Source organism: Acetitomaculum ruminis DSM 5522 (assembly GCF_900112085.1).
GTDB classification, from domain to species: Bacteria; Bacillota; Clostridia; order Lachnospirales; family Lachnospiraceae; genus Acetitomaculum; species Acetitomaculum ruminis.
This window is the reverse complement of record NZ_FOJY01000006.1, coordinates 29,630-48,734: the sequence shown is the minus strand read 5'-3', so window position 1 is coordinate 48,734 and position 19,105 is coordinate 29,630. Positions and strand designations below refer to the sequence as shown.

The window sequence follows — 19,105 nt, the reverse complement described above, 5'->3', positions numbered from 1 at the left end:
ACTCCTTTAATTATTTGCTTTTTCTATAAATTCATTAAGTACTTTTATTACATTTTCCGGATTCTTAATATAATAATGTCCTCCGTCCACCTGCCTAAAGCTATAGTTTCCTTGTGTATAATCAGCCCATGCATGTACTGCATCTTTACTTATTTTTTTATCATTTTCATCATAAATTGTTATTATGGGGCATTTTAACTTTTTCTTCCTACTTGCTTTATAGGCTCCATACATATCAAAATCTGCATGAAGCAGGGGCAGATAATAAGTACAAAAGTCCTCATCCTCTAATAATTCATCTTCAACAAGTTTTTCTTTTTTTAAATATTCAATCAGCTTATTGTCATTTGCACTGGCCAGTTCTCTCATTTCTTCAGGCATCATCCCCGGTTCATTAGAACTTGAGGCAATTATTCCAAAAACATCTTTTCCAAGTAAAGCTTTAACTGTTTTCGCAATTTCATAAGCTAATATCGCTCCCGTACAATGTCCAAAAATCAAAACTTTCTTATTAAAAAGCTCTTTTGAATCCTCAAAAAACTCCCTGGCCATTTTTTCTACTGTTTCCGGCATTTTCTCGGAAATTCTCATTTCTCTCATAGGAAATAGCAGCGGAAGTACATTTATTTTTTCAGGAAATAAATATTTCCAGTTTCCAAACATATTTGCACTGGCTCCTGCATAAGGTATACATATTAAATTTATTTTGGCATCCTCATTAAATCTTTCATGGGCAATCCATTTATTTCTCATTTTCCCCTCTGTTTCCGGAAAACTGGCACAGTTCTTTCATACAGTCATAATCAACTATGTCAGTTCCCCAATATATTCCATTTTTCTTCTTTTTACTTTTAAGTTTCATAACAATCTGACTGATAAAGAAGGCACTAAGCCTGCTGCCATTGTCAAAATAATAATCAATGCTTTTTCTTTTTTCCTTTCCCTTAATAGTTCCTTCAACATCTATTTCTATATTAACTTTTGGTAAATCAGGATTATTACTATTATCAAAGTTTTTTAAAAGACAATCTCTTATGGCATCTGCCCCCTTATCAAGTTCCTCTTCTGACTTGTTTTTTACATAGTCCATAATGCATTTTTGCATAATTTTTAAAACAGAAGGGGACATTTTCATGGTGTACCAGTAAGCCTCCTCCACCTGATATTTTTTTACCAACTCATCAAGTTCTTCCGTATAATAAAGTCCTAAATCAGCTTTTTTGCCATTATCAAATTCTTTTACTTTGTCTTTGGGACTCCTATCTGCCTGATAAGCTTTATTTTTTAAATATTGTCCGGGCTTTCCGAATCCGTTTAAACTGCTTAAAACATAGTCTTTAATGGCACATTTACTTGGGATTTCAGTTTGAATCATTTTCCCTTCGATTCTTTCAACCTTATCAAACAATTTGCAAAGATTATCTATAAAAAATCCTGATACTCCGGGAAAACAACCCGCGGAAAGTATAAACATCCCATCATTTTCTAAATCTTTTAATTTGTTTTTTAAATATTTTCCTCCAAAGGGATCAATATAGATTTTTCCAAATTCCCCTGTTATTCTGGCTACTTTTTCGCTGTTTAGGTAGGATGCTCCTGCACAATTTATCACCAGGTCAGCTTCCTTTACTATTTTTTTAAGGTCTTCTTTAGATTCAAGGTCACACTTTTCCCATATGATATTTTTATCTTCTGCCACAGACCTTAAATGGTATGTGGCAGTTAATTCCAAAGTATTATCACTTTTTAAAATATCTGTTAAACTGTTGCCTATTTCACCGCTTCCGCCTATAACGGCAACTTTCATACTAATCCCCCTTATCAATCATTCTTAACTAATTTTAAAGCTTCTTCTTTAGAGATATTAAGAATTTGTCCAATATTTTCTTCGATAAAAGGATGTCTTACACAGGTAAGATGCGCTCCCTTTATGGTATCAAATTCAAATTCGCCCCCTCCATAAGGTGACCAGGTAGCATAATCTTCTGCAACCAGCTCTGGGAATAAAAGCTCTCTTGAATTTTCACACTCAAATACCCTCATTTTTCCATAGTAGATTTCAGGTTTATATGTGGCTACGCAGGTAAAATTTTGTACAAAAATATTAAAGAGGGTATTTAACATTTTTAGCTGATGCTCCATTATTTCGCCATTTGGTGCGTTGATTGTCTGGTACAAGGCATTTAATCTTTCGGATTTTGACATATTTGCAAGTCTTTTAAACTCAGCAGAACAATCTTTAAAATCATCCCAGTCTTTACATATAGCTGCAACTGTAACCTGTCCGTTATTATGTTCACCTACATACTCAATATAGTCTTGTAATCTATCATCTTTAATTGTGTATCCCGCCTTATAAATATCTGCATCAATAAGCCTTGCAAAGGTTCTTTCCATTAACAGTTCATTTGCCATACTGGTTGAAAGCATTTTAGAAAAGACCTTGGTATCCATATCTTTTGCAGATGCCTCTAAGGAACCGTTTAATAAATGGGTACTGATTATAGTAACTTCTTTTACCTTTGCCCCCTGATTTCTTAAGTATCTTCCTGTTTCAAGAGCAAGACTTCCACCTACACAGTGACCTAAAATATGATAATCCTCGTATCCCATCTCAAGTAAAAGTTTCCCGTATTTTTCTGCAAGAACTTTAAATGTATCTTCCACAGGAATGGACAGATACTCTGCCTCATCTCCATAACTAAATCCGAATATACTTTCATCCTCAGGACTGATTTTTACCATATATGGCAGCATTGCCTTATAAGAGGACAAGGTTCCAAGTCCGGCATGCATTAAAACCAGGGCATGGGAATTTTCATTAGGTTTAAGACTTCTTTTATAACTTACAAAAGAAGGATTACTTTCAGGATTGTTATCAATAACCTTCTTTTCAGATAATTTCTTTGAAAGCTCCATAATCGTAGGTGAAGACATCATTTCCTGCATAAGGTCGTCCCACTCCCATTTTGCCGCTTCAGGAAGTCTTTCTTTCATTTTTGCTATAACCTGGGCAATAAGCAAAGAATCACCACCTACAAGATAGAAATTATCTGTTTTGGAAATACTTACAAGTTTTAATTCCTCACACCATATTTTTGCCATTCTTTTTTCTAAATCTGTCTTTTCTTCCCTATCTTCTTTTTCAACAGCTCTTAATTTGTTTTGATTTTCATATATTTCCTTAATTTCTTTTCTGTCTACTTTTCCGTTTCTCGTAACCGGAAGCTTAGTCATTACAGAAATATTTGATGGAACCATATATTCAGGAAGACTATTTTTTAAATGCTTTGAAATAATTTCCGTGTCTATATCTTCATATTCCTTTTTAAAATGAGTGACAAAAATAGTCTGGTCGGAACTTTCAAATCCATCACCCTCTTTAGGAAATTCAAATACCACATTGGCATCCTGGCTTGAAAGTATTTCTTCCCATTGTTTTATGTAGATAAAGGTTTGATAATTTTCTTCACGACCATCTTCAAATCCCGTCAATCCGTTTTTAAACTCCATTGTTGTTAAAAGATTATAGGATTCCCTTGTTTCCTCAATGATGATAATTGAACCATCATCCCTAAGAAGATTTTTTAAATTTCCTATTACTTTTTTGGCATCAGTTGAATTATGCAAAACATTGGCGCATAAAATAATATCAAAGGAAAAAGGCTCCATTAACTGACTTATATAATTTTTATTAATGTCAAAAATCTGATACTTAATCCAGGATCTGTCTTTAAACATTTCTTTTGCTTTATTGAAGAAGAATTCAGAAATGTCCGTGAAATAATATTCAACATCCATTCCATCTAAAGCCGGTATAACATCTACTGTAGTTCCTCCCACTCCGGCTCCTATTTCTAAGATTTTTACTGTCTTGTTTCCCCTTTTTTTACTTGAAAGAAAAGCTATTTCATCTCTTGCTATCTTATTTAAAGCCTGATTAATAATATTGTCATGATAGATTGAAAGAGCAACATCAGTATTTCCTTTAGGGAAAAGATATGCCAAAGGATCTTCTAATCCCTTTATCAGTCCCAATAAATTTTCATGGGAAACTTTCATATAATTTAGAATGTTTTCCCCGTTTTCAAGTCTTTTTGCCATATCATACATAGCAGTCCAGATTTTAAGGGAATCCTCTTTTAAAACATTTTTTTCTCTTTTAAATTTTTCTCCTTTAATACTTATCATGCCTTCTTTTTCAAGCATTATTAGCCATCTGTACAATAATTTATGCAGTTTTTTTGGTACTTTTAACTTTTCAACAATGCTTTCAAATTCGTATTCTTTATCATTTGTAAATATGTCCTGACTTTGAAACAAAAGCATTACATCTGTTTTTACCAATTGGTCCATGGCATTATTCCAGTTATTAAAAAGCTCTTTATCTATTTTTTGAGTATTTTGTATTACAGAATTTTCTAATGCACTAATCTCTTCCTTATTAACCTTAAATGGTTTTTTATTCTTCTTTTTGGCAGGAATTACTATTCCCTGAATTTTATATTCTTCAGGTTTTGAACCGATAATTTCCGCAACTGCTCCTGATACACCACTTTGTTTTGCCAAAACTGACTCTATTTCAGCAAGCTCTATTCTGTGACCACGAATTTTTACCTGTCTGTCACTTCTTCCTATGAATTCAATCACTCCATCTTTATGGTATTTACCCACATCCCCTGTCATGTATATTCTTTCACCGGTTTCAGGATAAATAATATATTTCTCATTAGTCAGTTTTTCATCCTTGTAATAACCCATGGATAATCCATCTCCGGCAATGTAAATATCACCTTCTACCTCATTTGGGCAAGGCTTTAGATTTTTATTTAATATATAAAAACGCTGGTTTGAAAGAGGTGTGCCGTAAGGAATGCTATTTCTTTTAACATAATTTTTTGGAATGTCATAATGAATTGACCATATAGAAGCTTCCGTGGCACCTCCTAAACTTATTACCTGTGCATTTTCAAAACAAGACTTCACTCTTTCCGGCAGATTTACAGGAATCCAGTCACCTGATAAAAACATTTTTCTCAAATATTTTGTGGCAGTTTTTTGCTCTGATTCCATATAATCCATTAACATCTTCCCCTGGGCAGGAGTAGAATTCCAAACAGTAATGTGATTTTTTACAAGATTTTCATAAAGATGTTTTGCATCCTTGTATTTTGATGAATCCGGAAGACAAAGACTTCCTCCGGCAGACATAGAACCAAAAACATCATAAACAGATAAATCAAATGCAAGATTTGAAATTCCAAGGAAAATATCTTCTCTTCCAATGTTATATCTTTCATTCATATCTGTAATGGTATTCATTGCTGCCTTATGACTAATCATTACACCCTTTGGAACTCCCGTTGTTCCCGAGGTATAAATAATATAAGCAAGCTTATTAACATCCTTTGAAAGAGGTGTAAGATCTATTTCATCTTTTACCTCTATATCTTTTACATAAATTGTTTTTGTGGATGCATCTCCAAAATCTTCCACAAATTTGTCTGTAATAACAAATTTTGCCCCTGATTCTTTAACTATAGAATTTCTCCTTTTAGCCGGCATATTATAATCTATTGGAAGATAAACGCAATCCGCCAGTAACACTCCATAAACACTTGCAATCTGCCAGATATCCTTATCAAGTAAAATTGCAACTACATCCCCAGCTTTTACACCACTATCAAGAAGTTTTTCCTTAACAGCGCTTACATATTTTGCAAAACCTTCATAAGTGTAATCTCCTTTTGAGGTTATAAGTGCCGTGTGCATAGGATAATCTCTTACATTATCAAGAAGTCCCTGAAAGAGCATTTTTTCTTCTATGTCTTTTTTAGTATTATTAACCTCCTGTCTGACAGTTTTGGTATCTTTTGGCAGTAAATCAATATTTTTTTCATTAATAATATCTTCCGGTTTTGAAGAAAGCTTCTCCAAAAGCTCTTTAAAACTTTCAAACATTTCCTTAATAACTTCGTAATTGAAAACGCCCTTTCTTACATCCCAGTTGACTGTTACCCCATCCATACTTTCTTCTGCCTGACAGTCAATCCAAACCTGAGGTGTCTGACTGATTTTGTATGTAATTTTCTGATTTTTCAGTATGGAATTTTTTTCTTTTATACCTACAGTGCTTGTAAATACAACGGGAATAATAACATTCTTTTTTCTGTCATTTTTCATCTTTCTAAGGACTTCTATTCCACTAAAAGAATTATGTGACAAATCTTCCCACAGATTACTTTGCATTTGCATTGTGTTTTCTAAAAAGCTTTTATCTTTTTTTATGTTTACATCCGATACATTTACTTCAGTAAAATCTCCTACTATTTCGCTTATATCTTCTGAGATTTTCGGACGATTTAAAAGAGTAAGGTTTATACAAAATCTCTCTGTTTTTGACCAGTAAGCCAATACATGAGCATATGCAGAAAAAATAACCATTGATGGGGTAACCTTATTAGATGCCATTAATTTTTCTGTTTTTTCCCATTTTTCTTTTGAAATAAAAGTCTTAAACTGTTCAAATTCTTTTTCTTCTCCATAGTCACTTCCCTTTAAAATAGGAAGTTCCGGAGCTTCACCCATATTTACAAGTTTATTATCCCAGTATTTTTCATCTTCTTCTTTTTTTAGGAAATTATATTCTTCCTCTTTTTTCTTGTATTGAATATAGTCTCTAAACAAGGTTTTTGGCTGACTTAGTTCATTAATTCTTCCGTGATAAATTGCCTCTAAATCATTTAAAATAATATTAGAACTTATAAAATCACACACCAGCATATCAAGAGAAAAATGAATAATACTTTTTCCTTCAAATATACTTATCCTTAAATCAAACAAAGGCCAGCTTCCAAGGTCATATTGTTTATCAGATAACTCATCTCGAATTTCCTGAATTTTATTTTTTATATCTGTTTCATTTTTTTTACGAAGATCAAATACAGGTATTTTTACCCTTTCAACATTTTCAAGAACCTTCTGACATCCTTTTGCAGATATAACCCCACGAAGCATATCGTGTCTGTTTATAACTTCATTCCATGCTTCTTCAAATCTTTCTCCATCAATTTCTTCCTCATAGGTTACCTCAATATATCCGTGACAACCGATTCCACTAAGCTCATAATTAGAATCTCTTCCCCTGACATAAGAGTTTTGAATAGGTGTTAAATCAAATTTTTCATATCTGTTTATCTCATCAGGCTCAATATTTACATCATTGGTATTTTTTAAAAATTCAATTATTTTTTCTTTGTTTTCTTTTACTATACTCATATCATCATTGGTAAATGTATTTTCAGGAGCTTTATAGTTTAAATTCTCTCCGTCATACCAAAATACAATTCCTCTTTGATGCATCTGACTTAAAATCTGCTTTGCGCTCATATCTTTTCCTTTCCTCTGATTCTTTATTGTAAAGCGGACATTCTTAAATCCGCTTCGCTACTTCCTCATGAACGCAGTGGCACTGCGTTCAAATTACTCCCACTACAAAACTATCAACAGCACTGATTTTTTCTTTTCTTGAATCAATCAGTTTAGAAAATTCCATTATTGTGGAATTTTCATATAAATCGCTTATTCCAATATCCAAATCCTTGTATTTTTCTTTTATATCCGCCATGGTTTCTATGGCACTTAGACTGTTTCCTCCACATAAGAAAAAATCATCCTCCAATGAAAATGTTTGTTTATTTAGATGTTTTTTCCATATATCCGCAATGTTTTTTTCTGTATCCGTTTGTAAAAATTCATTGACAACTTCCTTGCTCTTTAGGTTTTCACACATTAACCCCAGAGATTTTTCATCAATTTTCCCGTTTATACTCACCGGGAATTCTTCTATTTCAACAATATGTTTTGGGATATAATAATTGGGCAGTTTTTCCTTTAGTTTTTGCCTTAAATAATCTGTATTTTCAGAAACTTTTAAAATAACAAATGCCCATAATTCGCAATTATGTAAAATCACTTTTACAGACGAAACCCCATTAATATTTAAAAATGCTGCTTCCACTTCACCGGTTTCTATCCTGTAACCCTGAAGTTTTACCTGCCTGTCATCTCTTCCCACAAAAATAAGCCTTCCCTTATTGTCATATCTTCCCAAATCTCCGGTTTTATAAATTCTCTCTCCCAATTCATTGCTAAAGATAAATTTTTTCTCAGTCATTTCTTTATCATTTGCATAAGAAAGAGCCAGTCCTTCACCTGCTATATAAAGCTCTCCAGTTACAAAATCAGGACACTCTAATAATTCTTTATTTAAAACATAATATTTCTGATTAGTTAAAGGATATCCATAGGGAATACTGTTCCATTCCTCTTCGCTTTCATAGCATTCATATATATTTGACCAGATAGAGGCTTCCGTGGCTCCTCCCATACATATTACCCTGGTAAAAGGATTAACATTTCTTATTCTTTTGGGAAGAGTTTTTTCTATTTTGTCTCCACTTAACAAGACAAATTTTAAAGAAGATAAAATATTGTAGGATTTGTGGTTTTTTTCAATATACAAAAGCAGCATTTCCATAAATTGAGGTACACTGTTCCATAAGGATATTTGATTTTCCTCCACAAACTTTATCCATTTTTCCGGATCCTTTACTTCATCTTCCTTAGGTATTACAATCCTTCCTCCGGCGGCTAATATTCCAAAAATATCAAAAACAGAAAGGTCAAAGGATAAGTTAGATATAGCTAACCCACATGTAAAAAAAGAAAGCCCTAATCTATTATTAATATCCAGTATTGTATTGGCAGCTGATTTATGAGATATCATTACCCCCTTAGGCTGGCCGGTAGAGCCTGAAGTGTATATTATATAAGCTAATTTTTCACTAAAATCAGTTTTTAATATTTCTTCAATCTCTTTTTCTATATCAATATTTTCATCTGCTTTTTTAGGAATAATATCATCAGTAATAAGGGTTTTTATCCCTGAACTGTTTACAATTTTTTCTATTCTTTCTTTTGGATTTTTAATATCTATTGGTACATATGCGCTTTTATTTAGCAAAACTGCTAACACAGCCACTATCTGATTTATACCTTTTTCCATTAAAATTCCAAAAAGAGCTTCTTGACATAGTTTGTTTTTTAATGTAAATGCAAGTTTCAATAATTCTTTATAGCTATACTTTTTATTATCAAAAATTACTGCTACATTATCTTTCTTATTTTCATAATTATTTAAAACAATTTCAACTAAACTGTGACCTTTAAGCTCTTCAGATACCATTAAACCAGCATTTCTTATTTCTTTATCCTGTATTTTAACAATACTTTTTTGGGATTTTTCCCATACAGAAAAATCTTTAGAAAGCTCTTCTAAAATATTTTCATAGGCACAAAACATATCCTGAATCATTTCTTTTTTATATTTGCCTTCTAAAATATCCCAGTTGTATAAAAGTTCTTCATCAACTTCCCATATCTGATGGTCAAACCATACATTTGGAGTCTGAGTAATTCCATAATATCTTTCTCCCGGAAGTTTACTTTCTGATAAAACCCCCAATGTGCTGGTAAATACAATGGGAAAGGGCACTTTATCTGCCAGGTTATTATTTTTTATATAATCCCTTTGAACTTCTACTCCATCGTAATATCTGTTTTCAAGTACACAGGATAATTCCCTTTGGATTTTTTGGCATTTTTCAATAAAGGTTAATTTTTCCCCCATTGTCACCATTAAAAGACTTACTGCAGTAAAATCACCTAATACATTCTTAAAAGGTTCTTCAAATATATCTTTATTATAAACTGTAAGATTTAGCGTAAAGCTTTTATTAAAATTCCATCTGTATAAAACTTCACAAAAAGCTGTCAGTAATACTGCATTAGCTGTTACTTTGTTTTTGGCAGCAAGCTTTTTTAATCTCTCCCATTTGTCTTTTTTAAGGCATCCAAAAAGCCTGTAAAATCCTCCATATTTTTTCTTTTCTATTGTAGGAATAGCAGGTGCTAAAGCCATGGATTTGATTTTTTCATGCCAGAATTCTTTTGACTTTTTATAAATATCACTTTGATTTAATAAGTCACAGCTTATGGCATAATCCCTGAATAAAACCTCCTGGTCTTTTATTAAAAAGTCATCATTTTCATATCGATAAGCTATTTCTTTTAAAATCGAAAGAATGCTAAAGCCATCCAATATCACATTATCAAAGCTAAAATGCAATATATATTCATCTGTTTTTTTCTTTGTAACTTTAATATCAAATAAAGGCCAGGTATGAACATCTAAAATCTGATTTTCCATTTGGCTTCTGATATCTTTAAAAAGAGTGGTGTCTTCATTTACGCTTAAATCATTAAATTCCACCTTATAATCCAAAACATCTTTTAATACCCTTTGTGAATTTTCATCTGCTTCTATTACAATTCTTAAGGCGTCATGCTCCTTTATTAAAACATTGATTATTTTTTCAAGTTTTTCTTTGTCTAATTCTTTTCTTTTTAATTCCAGGTAATAATGAGATGCCCATGAGCTACTCTTTCTGCCTAAAAGATAGGCTTTTTGTATTTTCGTAAGAGGAAAGGTATCATATCTTTTTTTAGGACAGATTTTAGGGATAATTTTATTTTCTTTATCCATGACTTTTTTACTGTCTAAAACCTTTGATAAACCTTCAATGGTGGGATTTTGTAAAACATCTGCAATGGTAATAGCAATGTCTGATTCATTTTTTATCCTTTTGCAGATTTTTGCAGCGGATAAGGAATTTCCCCCTTTTTCAAAGAAATCATCCCCTATATTAAAGGATTCATCCTCTAATACCTTACGATATATTTTTATCACTTCTTCTATTTCTTTTTTATTAAGCATAAATTCCCTCAAAACATTCCTTTTTTATGTATTTTTTTATTTCCATTATCACTTCTTTTGCATTTGTATCAATAAATAAGTGCTCCCCTGTAATTTCTTTATAATAAAAATCATTTGTAGTATAAGAAGCCCATCCTTCTATATCTTCCCTTGTCATTTCATAATCCAAAGTGCCTTTCAAAGCTAGGATGGGAACATGAATTTTGCGGTATTTTTTATCTTCATAGGTCTCTGCCATTGTAAAATCAGCTCTTAATACCGGTTCAAACAGCTCCCATAAATCCTTATTTTCAAATATTTCTCTGGGGGTTTTATTGTATCTTGACAATTTTTCAAAAAATTCCCTTTCCGGTAAATCATATATGGGATTTTTCTCTTTCTTATCCGGTGAACGACCTGCTGATACAATAAGTCCCTTAAGCCACTTATTATTTTCTTCTTCAAATCTGAGAGATAGTTCATAGGCTACCCTGCTTCCAAGGCTATGACCAAAAAGAATAAAAGGTTTTTTATCAAAATCTCTGTTTTTCATTTCATAATGAATTTTATCCACCAGTTCCTCAATATCCCACAAAGGCTTTTCCATTATTCTGTCTTCATGTCCCGGATAATGTGCCCCGTATATAGAAAACTCTTCTCCAAACCTGTTTTTCCATTCCCTGAAAACCAGAGAACCTCCTCCTGCATAGGGAAAGCAAAAGATATTGATTCCCTCATTTTTGTTATCATAACTTTCAAAAAACAATTTATTTTTCATAATCAAAAAACGAAAAAAGTTTTTCCCTCCCTTCTTTATCTAACGGATATTCTTCAACTAACTGACCGTTTTCAATATGCAAAACATAAGTACAGGTTTTTAATATTAATTCCAGGTCATGAGTTATGACCATTGTCAGGTCCACTTTGGACTGCAGAGTATCTAACAGACCGGCAACTTTGTCCATTTGTCTGTAATCCAGTCCGCTTGTGGGCTCATCAAGACAAATCATTCTTCGTCCACTGTATAAAGCTGAGGCAATAGCTACACGCTGTTTTTGCCCCCCTGACAATGCCATAGGATGAGTATCAAGAAAATCCTTTAAACCTAAACTGCTTAATAACTCCAGCTTGTTTTTGCCGGTATTATCTTCACTGCCTAAAGAAACCTCTTCTTCTACACTGTTGGTAAAAAGCTGGTGGTTTACCTCCTGAAAAACTTCAAAGCTTTCTCTTACTCTTTTTCTTAAAGGAATAAGTTTTCCATCTTTATAAACCCTGGCTTTTACATTTTTATTCATTCCGCAAAATCCATTTACGAAAGTTGACTTTCCTGCGCCATTGTGTCCTATAATGGCTATTTTTTCGTGTAAGGGTAATTGGCACTCTTTAATATTTAAAGTTTTAAATCTGCTTTTTTTATATTGGCAGGTAATATCCTTTAAAATAAGCTTTTCATCAAAATCTGATTTTTTCTTTGTTATATTAAATGCCTCTTTTTTAAGCATCCTGTAATCCGGTGCTCTAAGGCCTCTTTTTCTAAGTTCTTTTGATGAGAGTTTTTTAAATTCATCTAAAGTAAATTCTTCAACAATCTCCCCCTTATCCATGTATAATATGCGATCAACAATATCCATAAGGTAATATAATCTGTGCTCTGCAATTATAATTGTCTTTTTTTCTTCTTTTATTTTTTTAATAATGGCTTTAATGTCTTTTATAGCATCAAGATCCAGATTTGCAGAGGGTTCATCCAAAACATATATATCCGGTCTTGAAGCATATATTCCCGCAAATGCGATTTTTTGTTTTTCACCACCGGAGAGCTTTAAAATATCCCTGTCTGCCAGATTGTCAATGCGAAAAAGTTTTATGCTTTCATTTACCCGTTTTTCAATTTCTTTTTGAGACAGCCCCTGATTTTCACAACCAAAGGCTATCTCGCTGGAAGTATTTAGATAAAAAAATTGTGACCTGGGATTTTGAAATACGCTGCCGCAAATCTTTGATTTATTCTCAAAACGGATTTTCTTTGCAGATTTTCCCATTAGAAAAACTTCGCCTTCAAGCTTTCCTTCGTAAAAATATGGAGCCAGGCCGTTAATAGCCCTTAAAACTGTAGATTTACCACAGCCGCTTGTTCCTACAAGTAATACACATTCTCCTTCTTTTACACTTAGATTAATATTGTGTATTCCGTTGTTTAAATTCTGACCATTATAGCTAAAAGACAGGTTTTCCAGTTTAATTGCTTCCATACAGATTAAAAACCTCCATATATTTTTTGAAAAATTACCATAGCCAGAGAAAAAATCATTACCAGATAATCTGCCATATTAAAAGACACTTTATAAAGATTGGTGCGTTTTTTCTCCATTCCTATCCCCCTTGCCAAAGCTGCTGCTGATAATTCTTCACCTATTTTAACTGTTGAAAACAAAAGGGGGACAAGCATATATTCAATAGTCTTTACCGGATGAAATACAACCTCCTTAAAACCTGTTCCTATGTTTCTCATATGCATAGCTGCCCTGATATGTTCCCATTCCTCCTTAACTGTAGGGAAAAATCTTATAAGGACTGCAAGAGGTATTATTATTACCTGTGGAATATGGATTTTTTCCAGGGATGCAATCAATTCATTGATTTTAGTGGTTGATATGAAAAAATCTGCCGTCATAATACAAAAGAAAAATTTTCTAAAAGTAATAAATATCAGGCAAAGAAAACTTACCAGCCAGTCTATGGTAATATAGTGAAGCAAGACCTTATCACCAAATATCATAAAAGCAAAAATCAATATATATACAAGGCATTTTCTTATTTTTCCATAGGTTAAAAACAAGAGACTCAAACAGGCAAGGATAAAAAATTCCATCTTAATGCTGATGCCGAAAGTGATTATTAAATTTACCGCTATGATGCATAAAATCTTTGTTGTGGAATCCAGGCTTTTCATGCAATCCCGGCTTTCGCAAAATGTTTTTTATTGATTTTTCCAGCTATAAGGCCTCCGATAATTGCTGCAACAAAAGTATAAATAAACATTACAGGAATTATCCAGTATGGTGTAATTGCTTTTAATCCGTCTGCGTAGTTTTGTCCCATTGAAGCTACCACAGTATCAAAATATTTGTCTCTCATAAACCAAATCTGGAAAAATGAGCTTATTGGCCAGAATGAAAAAATATAATATCCAAATGAAGCCATACTTTTGCTGGAATATCCTCCTGCTTTTGTAATTAAATCGCTTATAAGTCCCAATAAAGCACAAAATACAAACATAATCCAGGAATTTCCTGTTACAAACATCATAAGAATTCCAATTAAAATCCCCATTATGGTTATCATTCCAAAGGTTTTAACTTTTGTAATAAAAAGCATATAAATAGGGGCGCATATTATTGCCAAAAAGGCTGGTAAAAGCACATATGTAATAGGTGCGAATGAGGTTACAATAGTAAATGCAAACATTACTACTGCATAAATTGCGGTATAAATACCGGTGTTGATTAAATCTTTAGCTGATAATCTGTTATTGTTTTCCATGATTCTTCTCCTTCTTTTCTTTAATTTTTTAGACCCTGAGCTTTATATAAAGCTGCAAAAAGTCCGTTTTTTTGCAATAGTTTTTGAGGTGTTCCCGTTTCAGCTACTTTTCCATCTTTTAAAAATATAACTTTATTTGCCCTGGCTACCGTACGCATCCTGTGGGCTATAACTAAGACTGTCTTTCCTGAAAGTAAGGTAGAAAGGGCTTCCTGCACCAAAGTCTCGCTTTCAGCATCCATTGAAGCCGTAGCTTCATCTAAAAGGATTACCGGAGCGTTTTTTAACAAAGCTCTTGCAATGGAAATTCTTTGTCTTTCTCCTCCTGATAAAAAGCTTCCATTTTCTCCAATGTTGGTATTGTAGCCATCAGGAAGTCTTTGAATAAACTCCTCACAAAGGGCTGCTTTTGCTGCTGCAATAACTTCCTCGTCTGTGGCATCTTTTCTTCCCAGTCTTATATTTTCCATGACGGATTCATCAAATAGCATTACATCCTGAAATACTATTGCAAAATTCTTAAATAAGGTCTCCGGTTCAATTTTGGATATATCTGCTCCTCCCAGAGTAATTTTTCCTGAGTCAACATCCCAAAATCTTGCTGCAAGTTTTGAAACTGTTGATTTTCCACAACCGCTTGGACCTACTAATGCAGTAACCTCCCCCTGGCAGGCTCTAAAGGATACTCCATCTAGTACATTTTTATCTTCATCTTTACTATATTTGAATCTCACATTGTCAAATACAATGTCATAACCTTTATTAGGACAGCTCTTTTGTCCTCTTTGCTCCGGTGTTTTCTCAATTTCTTTCATTCTTTTTATACTTACCATAGCGGAAAATATTTCAGCAAGAAGCATAAAAACCGAGGAAAAAGGATCGTAAATTCTTCCTGCAATTAAAAGAAACAGCAAAAACATCATCAAAGAAAGACTTCCCTTTGAAACCAGAATTCCTCCGGTTATAAGAACTGCAACAAGCCCCAGTCTTAATATAAACTGTGAAGCAGCCAAAACCGATCCCGGAAGCAGCTCGTTTTTAAAAGACAGCTTAACCACATCTTCTAATTTATTTTCTAATCCAATAAGATACTCTTCCTGTCTTGAAGATGATTTTATTTCCTGAATATTATCCAAAAATTCCTGAACACCATCATAGGCTTTTCTTTTTGCATTGGCACACCTTAAATCAGCTTTTTGCTGACCTTTCCTTGCGGCAAAAAGTACAATTGCAGCTAAAAAAGCCGGTAATAAAATGCAAAGTCCCATTCGATAATCCATGACAATTAAACTTATTGAAATTACCAAAAACATAATCAGGGTTCCAAATAATGTTGGAATGGCATTTGAAAAAGTCATTTCCAAAGAGGTACAATCTCCCATTATTGTGGTAGTAAGATTAGCTAAATCTTTTTTTGCAAAAAAAGATAAAGGAAGCTTTTTCATTTTCTCAGCCAGGGCTATTCTTCTTTTAGAGCTTTCTTTGTATGATGCAGTATAGGTTTGCCTGTACTGTATCCATTGAGCCAGAAAAATTAATAAAAACAAAATAATGGTTGCTGCAATATAAAATAAAGTCTTTCCCTGCATTGGCTGTTTTCCGGACTTTATGGCTTCTAAAATATCTCCAAGAGCCATCATTAATAATCCCACCGGGAACATAACTAAAAGATTATAAAAAGCAGAAGAAATAATCCCCAGTTTAAGATTTTTTGCACCGGTATCACTAAGGGCAAACAATTTTTTTAACATGCCTTCACCTCATTTCCTTCCCCTGTTTCATTTCCAATATGCCAGGTGGTTGCTTTCATATAATCATTCCACATATGGGCATATATTCCATCTTTTTTATCCTTTAAAAGAGACTGATGAGTTCCCCTTTCAACTATCTCTCCTTCTTTCATTACAAGTATCTGGTTGGCATCTGTTATGGCAGAAAGTCTGTGAGCTATAACGATAACTGTTTTTCCCTGTGTAAGTTTTTTAATTGCCTTTTGAAGCAATACCTCATTTTCAGGATTAGCATAAGCCGTAGCCTCGTCTAAAACTATAACCGGCGCATCTTTAAGAATGGCTCTTGCAATTGCTATACGCTGTTTTTCTCCTCCGGAAAGATAAACCCCTTCACTTCCAATAACTGTATCTATTCCCTTAGGAAATTTCTCAAAAATATCCTGGCAACATGCTAAACGAGCCGCTTTTAAAGCATCATCTCTGGTAGCATTTTTATTTCCACACAAAATATTATCCAGTAAAGATTCTTTAAATAATTTAGGATTTTGAAAAACAAATGCCACCTTTTCCATAAGGTCTTTTTGTGATATATCTTTAATATCAACTCCTCCGATTGTTATTTTTCCCATGTCCACATCATAAAATCTTGGAATAAGACTGGCTGTTGTACTCTTTCCACAGCCACTTTTTCCCACTAAAGCTGTCATGCTTCCCTGTTTTGCAACAAAGCTAATGTTTTTAATAGCCGGATTATGGGCGTTTTCATAAGAAAAAGTAACATTTTCAAAAACGATATCATTTTCCTTAGAAATTTTTTTCTCCTTTGCTTCTTCCTGAATTGGAGCATTTAAAATCATGTCGATTCTTCTCATTGCCTCATTTGCCTGCATTTTATTATTATTCATATACATAATCTTATTTAACATTACTGCACAGGCAGGGGTAAAAATAAGATAAAACAAAAAGTTTTTTGTAAAATCAACCATATCCCCTGAAAAAAGGGATACAATAACTGCAGCCGGAATAAGCACTAAAAAAGGTGAATTTATAACTGTGGTAAAAGCCACCATTCCGTTTTGGCAGGCCATTGTAAAGGCCATGGCATTTTTACTGTAGGAATCTATGGCACCTGTAAATTTTGAAAATGAATTCACTGATTGTCCAAAAACCTTTACAACAGAAATTCCTCTTATATACTCAACTGCCTCGTGATTCATGGTTTCTAACGAATCCTGATAGTTTTGCATATAGGTCATTGTTTCCTTTCCCATAAGAAGAAACTGAAGGGCAAATCCTATGGCAAAAAGTAAAAACAAGGGCAATCCTATTCTCCAGTCAAAAACAAAAAGTAAAATCAGACTTGCAATCATGGTTACATATGCTCCTACCAGATCCGGCAACTGATGCCCCACATATTTTTCAGTCTGAGCACTGTTTTCATCAATTATCTTTCTAAGCTTTCCACTGGGATTTTGTTCAAAATATCCTAAGGGCATTTTAGAAAGATGTTTAAGTGCCTCCATTTTTAAATTTTTTTCAAGGTTAAAAGCCGCAGTATGTGAACATAGTAATGCCCCAAAATAAAGCAGCAATCCTACTAATTCTGTTACCAGTGCCAAAATTCCCCATTTTAAGAGTTCACCGGAATCTAAATAAGTTCCAATAAACGCATCTACTATCTTACTTGCCGCAAAATATACAAAAATAAAGGGCAAAAGAATAAAAATGGCGCTAATGGCAGACAAAAACTGCGAAACTTTCAATAAAAAACCTTTATCCCCGGCAAAACTTAACATGTGGGGAATTAAATTATCCTGTTTTTTCATTTTTTCCTCCCGTTAAATTTACATGCCCTGCTTTAATTTCTTTTGGGCATTTGTATAAAAAATATGCACGCAGTTAGTCTTTTCTAACCACGTGCATATTATACACATATCCTTTTATTGTCTTCTACTCCATTTATATTTTTTTATTTAAAAAATAGCCCATTCTTAAATATTTTTTTTACGATAACTGCTTGGAAGTTCTCCATATACTGAATAGAAGGCCTTTGAGAATTTGCTGGCATTTGAATAACCCAAATCCACTGCAATATCACCTATTTTTCTTTTGCCTGTAAGAAGCAAAACTGCTGCAAGATTCATTCTGTATTTTTTCAAATGAGCATAAGGGGTTTCCCCGTATAATTTCATAAAAATACTGTAAAAGGTATTTATATTCATACCGGTTTTAGCTACAAGTTTTTCTATGGATAGATTTGAGCCTATATTATTAATAATATATTCCCTTATGGCTCTTGTATTATTGACCATCTCTTTGTCAAAATATTTATAATCATTATTTTTTTCAATTTCTATTTTTCCTATATAATACAAGGCTTCCATTACTTTAAGCCTCAGATATTCCATTTCATTTTTTCTAACCCCTTTGTAAAGATCATTGAAAATATTAAAAAGTTCACTGTCTGTATCGCTGACAAACCAGCTTTTTTCCCCATCCATAAGACTTTTCAATCTCTCAAAATCTATGCCAAATACATTCATCATACTTAAAACCTTCTCAGGTATGTTTATCCAGTCTACTACTATGGATAAACCCTCATATTTTTTCATGGGAAAGCAAAAACGCTCTGGCAAAAAATCTGTTCCATTTATACTAAAACACCCCTCAGACAGGCAGTTTTGATGTTCATTTGCAAATTGGCATTCATATCTTCCCTTTTTGCAATGACTTATACTAAGTATTCCCTGAGGAAAATCCGCTGTTTTAAAAATATCCCCTGTATCCATATCCATAAAATACAAATCTATATTGGGAAATACTCTGTAAACCGTTAATTCTCCCTTACCTTTGCATCCATAATCCAGTTTTAAATAATTATCTTTTTCTTCAAGAACCCTTGTTTCATTATTGTACCAATCTTCATTATACATATTTGTCTTATCCCCCTTTGATATTCCCTTTAATTGTAAAACTTTTTTTATAATATTCAATTGCATAAGGGAATTAT

General features: G+C 33.0%; 11 protein-coding genes. All 11 read right to left on the bottom strand.

Annotated features, from left to right (window positions below; translation table 11 throughout):
• Nucleotides 1–6: 6 nt before the first annotated feature.
• Entirely contained in the window at nucleotides 7–753 is a 747-nt protein-coding gene (locus tag BM153_RS04985) for a thioesterase II family protein (RefSeq protein ID WP_092871376.1), read from the bottom strand.
• On the bottom strand, nucleotides 743–1,807 hold the full coding sequence (locus BM153_RS04980) for a saccharopine dehydrogenase NADP-binding domain-containing protein (RefSeq protein ID WP_092871374.1): 1,065 nt from the start codon (nucleotides 1,805–1,807) through the stop codon (nucleotides 743–745). Before BM153_RS04980 ends, BM153_RS04985 begins: the two co-directional genes overlap by 11 nt.
• A 14-nt stretch (nucleotides 1,808–1,821) precedes the next feature.
• Nucleotides 1,822–7,389: a non-ribosomal peptide synthetase gene (locus BM153_RS04975; protein ID WP_092871372.1), complete on the bottom strand. Its 5,568-nt coding sequence runs from the start codon at nucleotides 7,387–7,389 to the stop codon at nucleotides 1,822–1,824.
• 88 nt (nucleotides 7,390–7,477) lie between these two features.
• Nucleotides 7,478–10,837, bottom strand: coding sequence for a non-ribosomal peptide synthetase (locus BM153_RS04970; RefSeq protein WP_092871370.1), 3,360 nt, complete (start codon nucleotides 10,835–10,837; stop codon nucleotides 7,478–7,480).
• Nucleotides 10,830–11,582: a thioesterase II family protein gene (locus BM153_RS04965; protein WP_177205578.1), complete on the bottom strand. Its 753-nt coding sequence runs from the start codon at nucleotides 11,580–11,582 to the stop codon at nucleotides 10,830–10,832. The genes BM153_RS04970 and BM153_RS04965 overlap by 8 nt, the downstream gene beginning before the upstream one ends.
• Nucleotide 11,583: 1 nt before the next feature.
• The gene (locus tag BM153_RS04960; protein WP_092871366.1) at nucleotides 11,584–13,071 is read right to left on the bottom strand and encodes an ABC transporter ATP-binding protein; all 1,488 of its coding nucleotides are present in this window, start codon (nucleotides 13,069–13,071) and stop codon (nucleotides 11,584–11,586) included.
• 5 nt (nucleotides 13,072–13,076) lie between these two features.
• Nucleotides 13,077–13,772 carry an energy-coupling factor transporter transmembrane component T gene (locus tag BM153_RS04955; protein WP_092871363.1) on the bottom strand — a complete coding sequence of 232 codons (696 nt, stop codon included), beginning with the start codon at nucleotides 13,770–13,772 and terminating at the stop codon, nucleotides 13,077–13,079.
• Nucleotides 13,769–14,362 (bottom strand): MptD family putative ECF transporter S component, encoded by a 594-nt coding sequence (locus BM153_RS04950; RefSeq protein WP_092871361.1) that lies wholly within the window; start codon nucleotides 14,360–14,362, stop codon nucleotides 13,769–13,771. The genes BM153_RS04955 and BM153_RS04950 overlap by 4 nt, the downstream gene beginning before the upstream one ends.
• A gap of 20 nt (nucleotides 14,363–14,382) precedes the next feature.
• Entirely contained in the window at nucleotides 14,383–16,113 is a 1,731-nt protein-coding gene (locus tag BM153_RS04945; RefSeq protein WP_092871359.1) for an ABC transporter ATP-binding protein, read from the bottom strand.
• Nucleotides 16,107–17,921 carry an ABC transporter ATP-binding protein gene (locus BM153_RS04940; protein ID WP_092871357.1) on the bottom strand — a complete coding sequence of 605 codons (1,815 nt, stop codon included), beginning with the start codon at nucleotides 17,919–17,921 and terminating at the stop codon, nucleotides 16,107–16,109. Before BM153_RS04940 ends, BM153_RS04945 begins: the two co-directional genes overlap by 7 nt.
• 165 nt (nucleotides 17,922–18,086) lie before the next feature.
• A complete protein-coding gene (locus BM153_RS04935; protein WP_177205577.1) occupies nucleotides 18,087–19,028 on the bottom strand; it encodes a helix-turn-helix domain-containing protein in 942 nt (313 codons plus the stop codon).
• Between the last annotated feature and the right edge of the window lie 77 nt (nucleotides 19,029–19,105).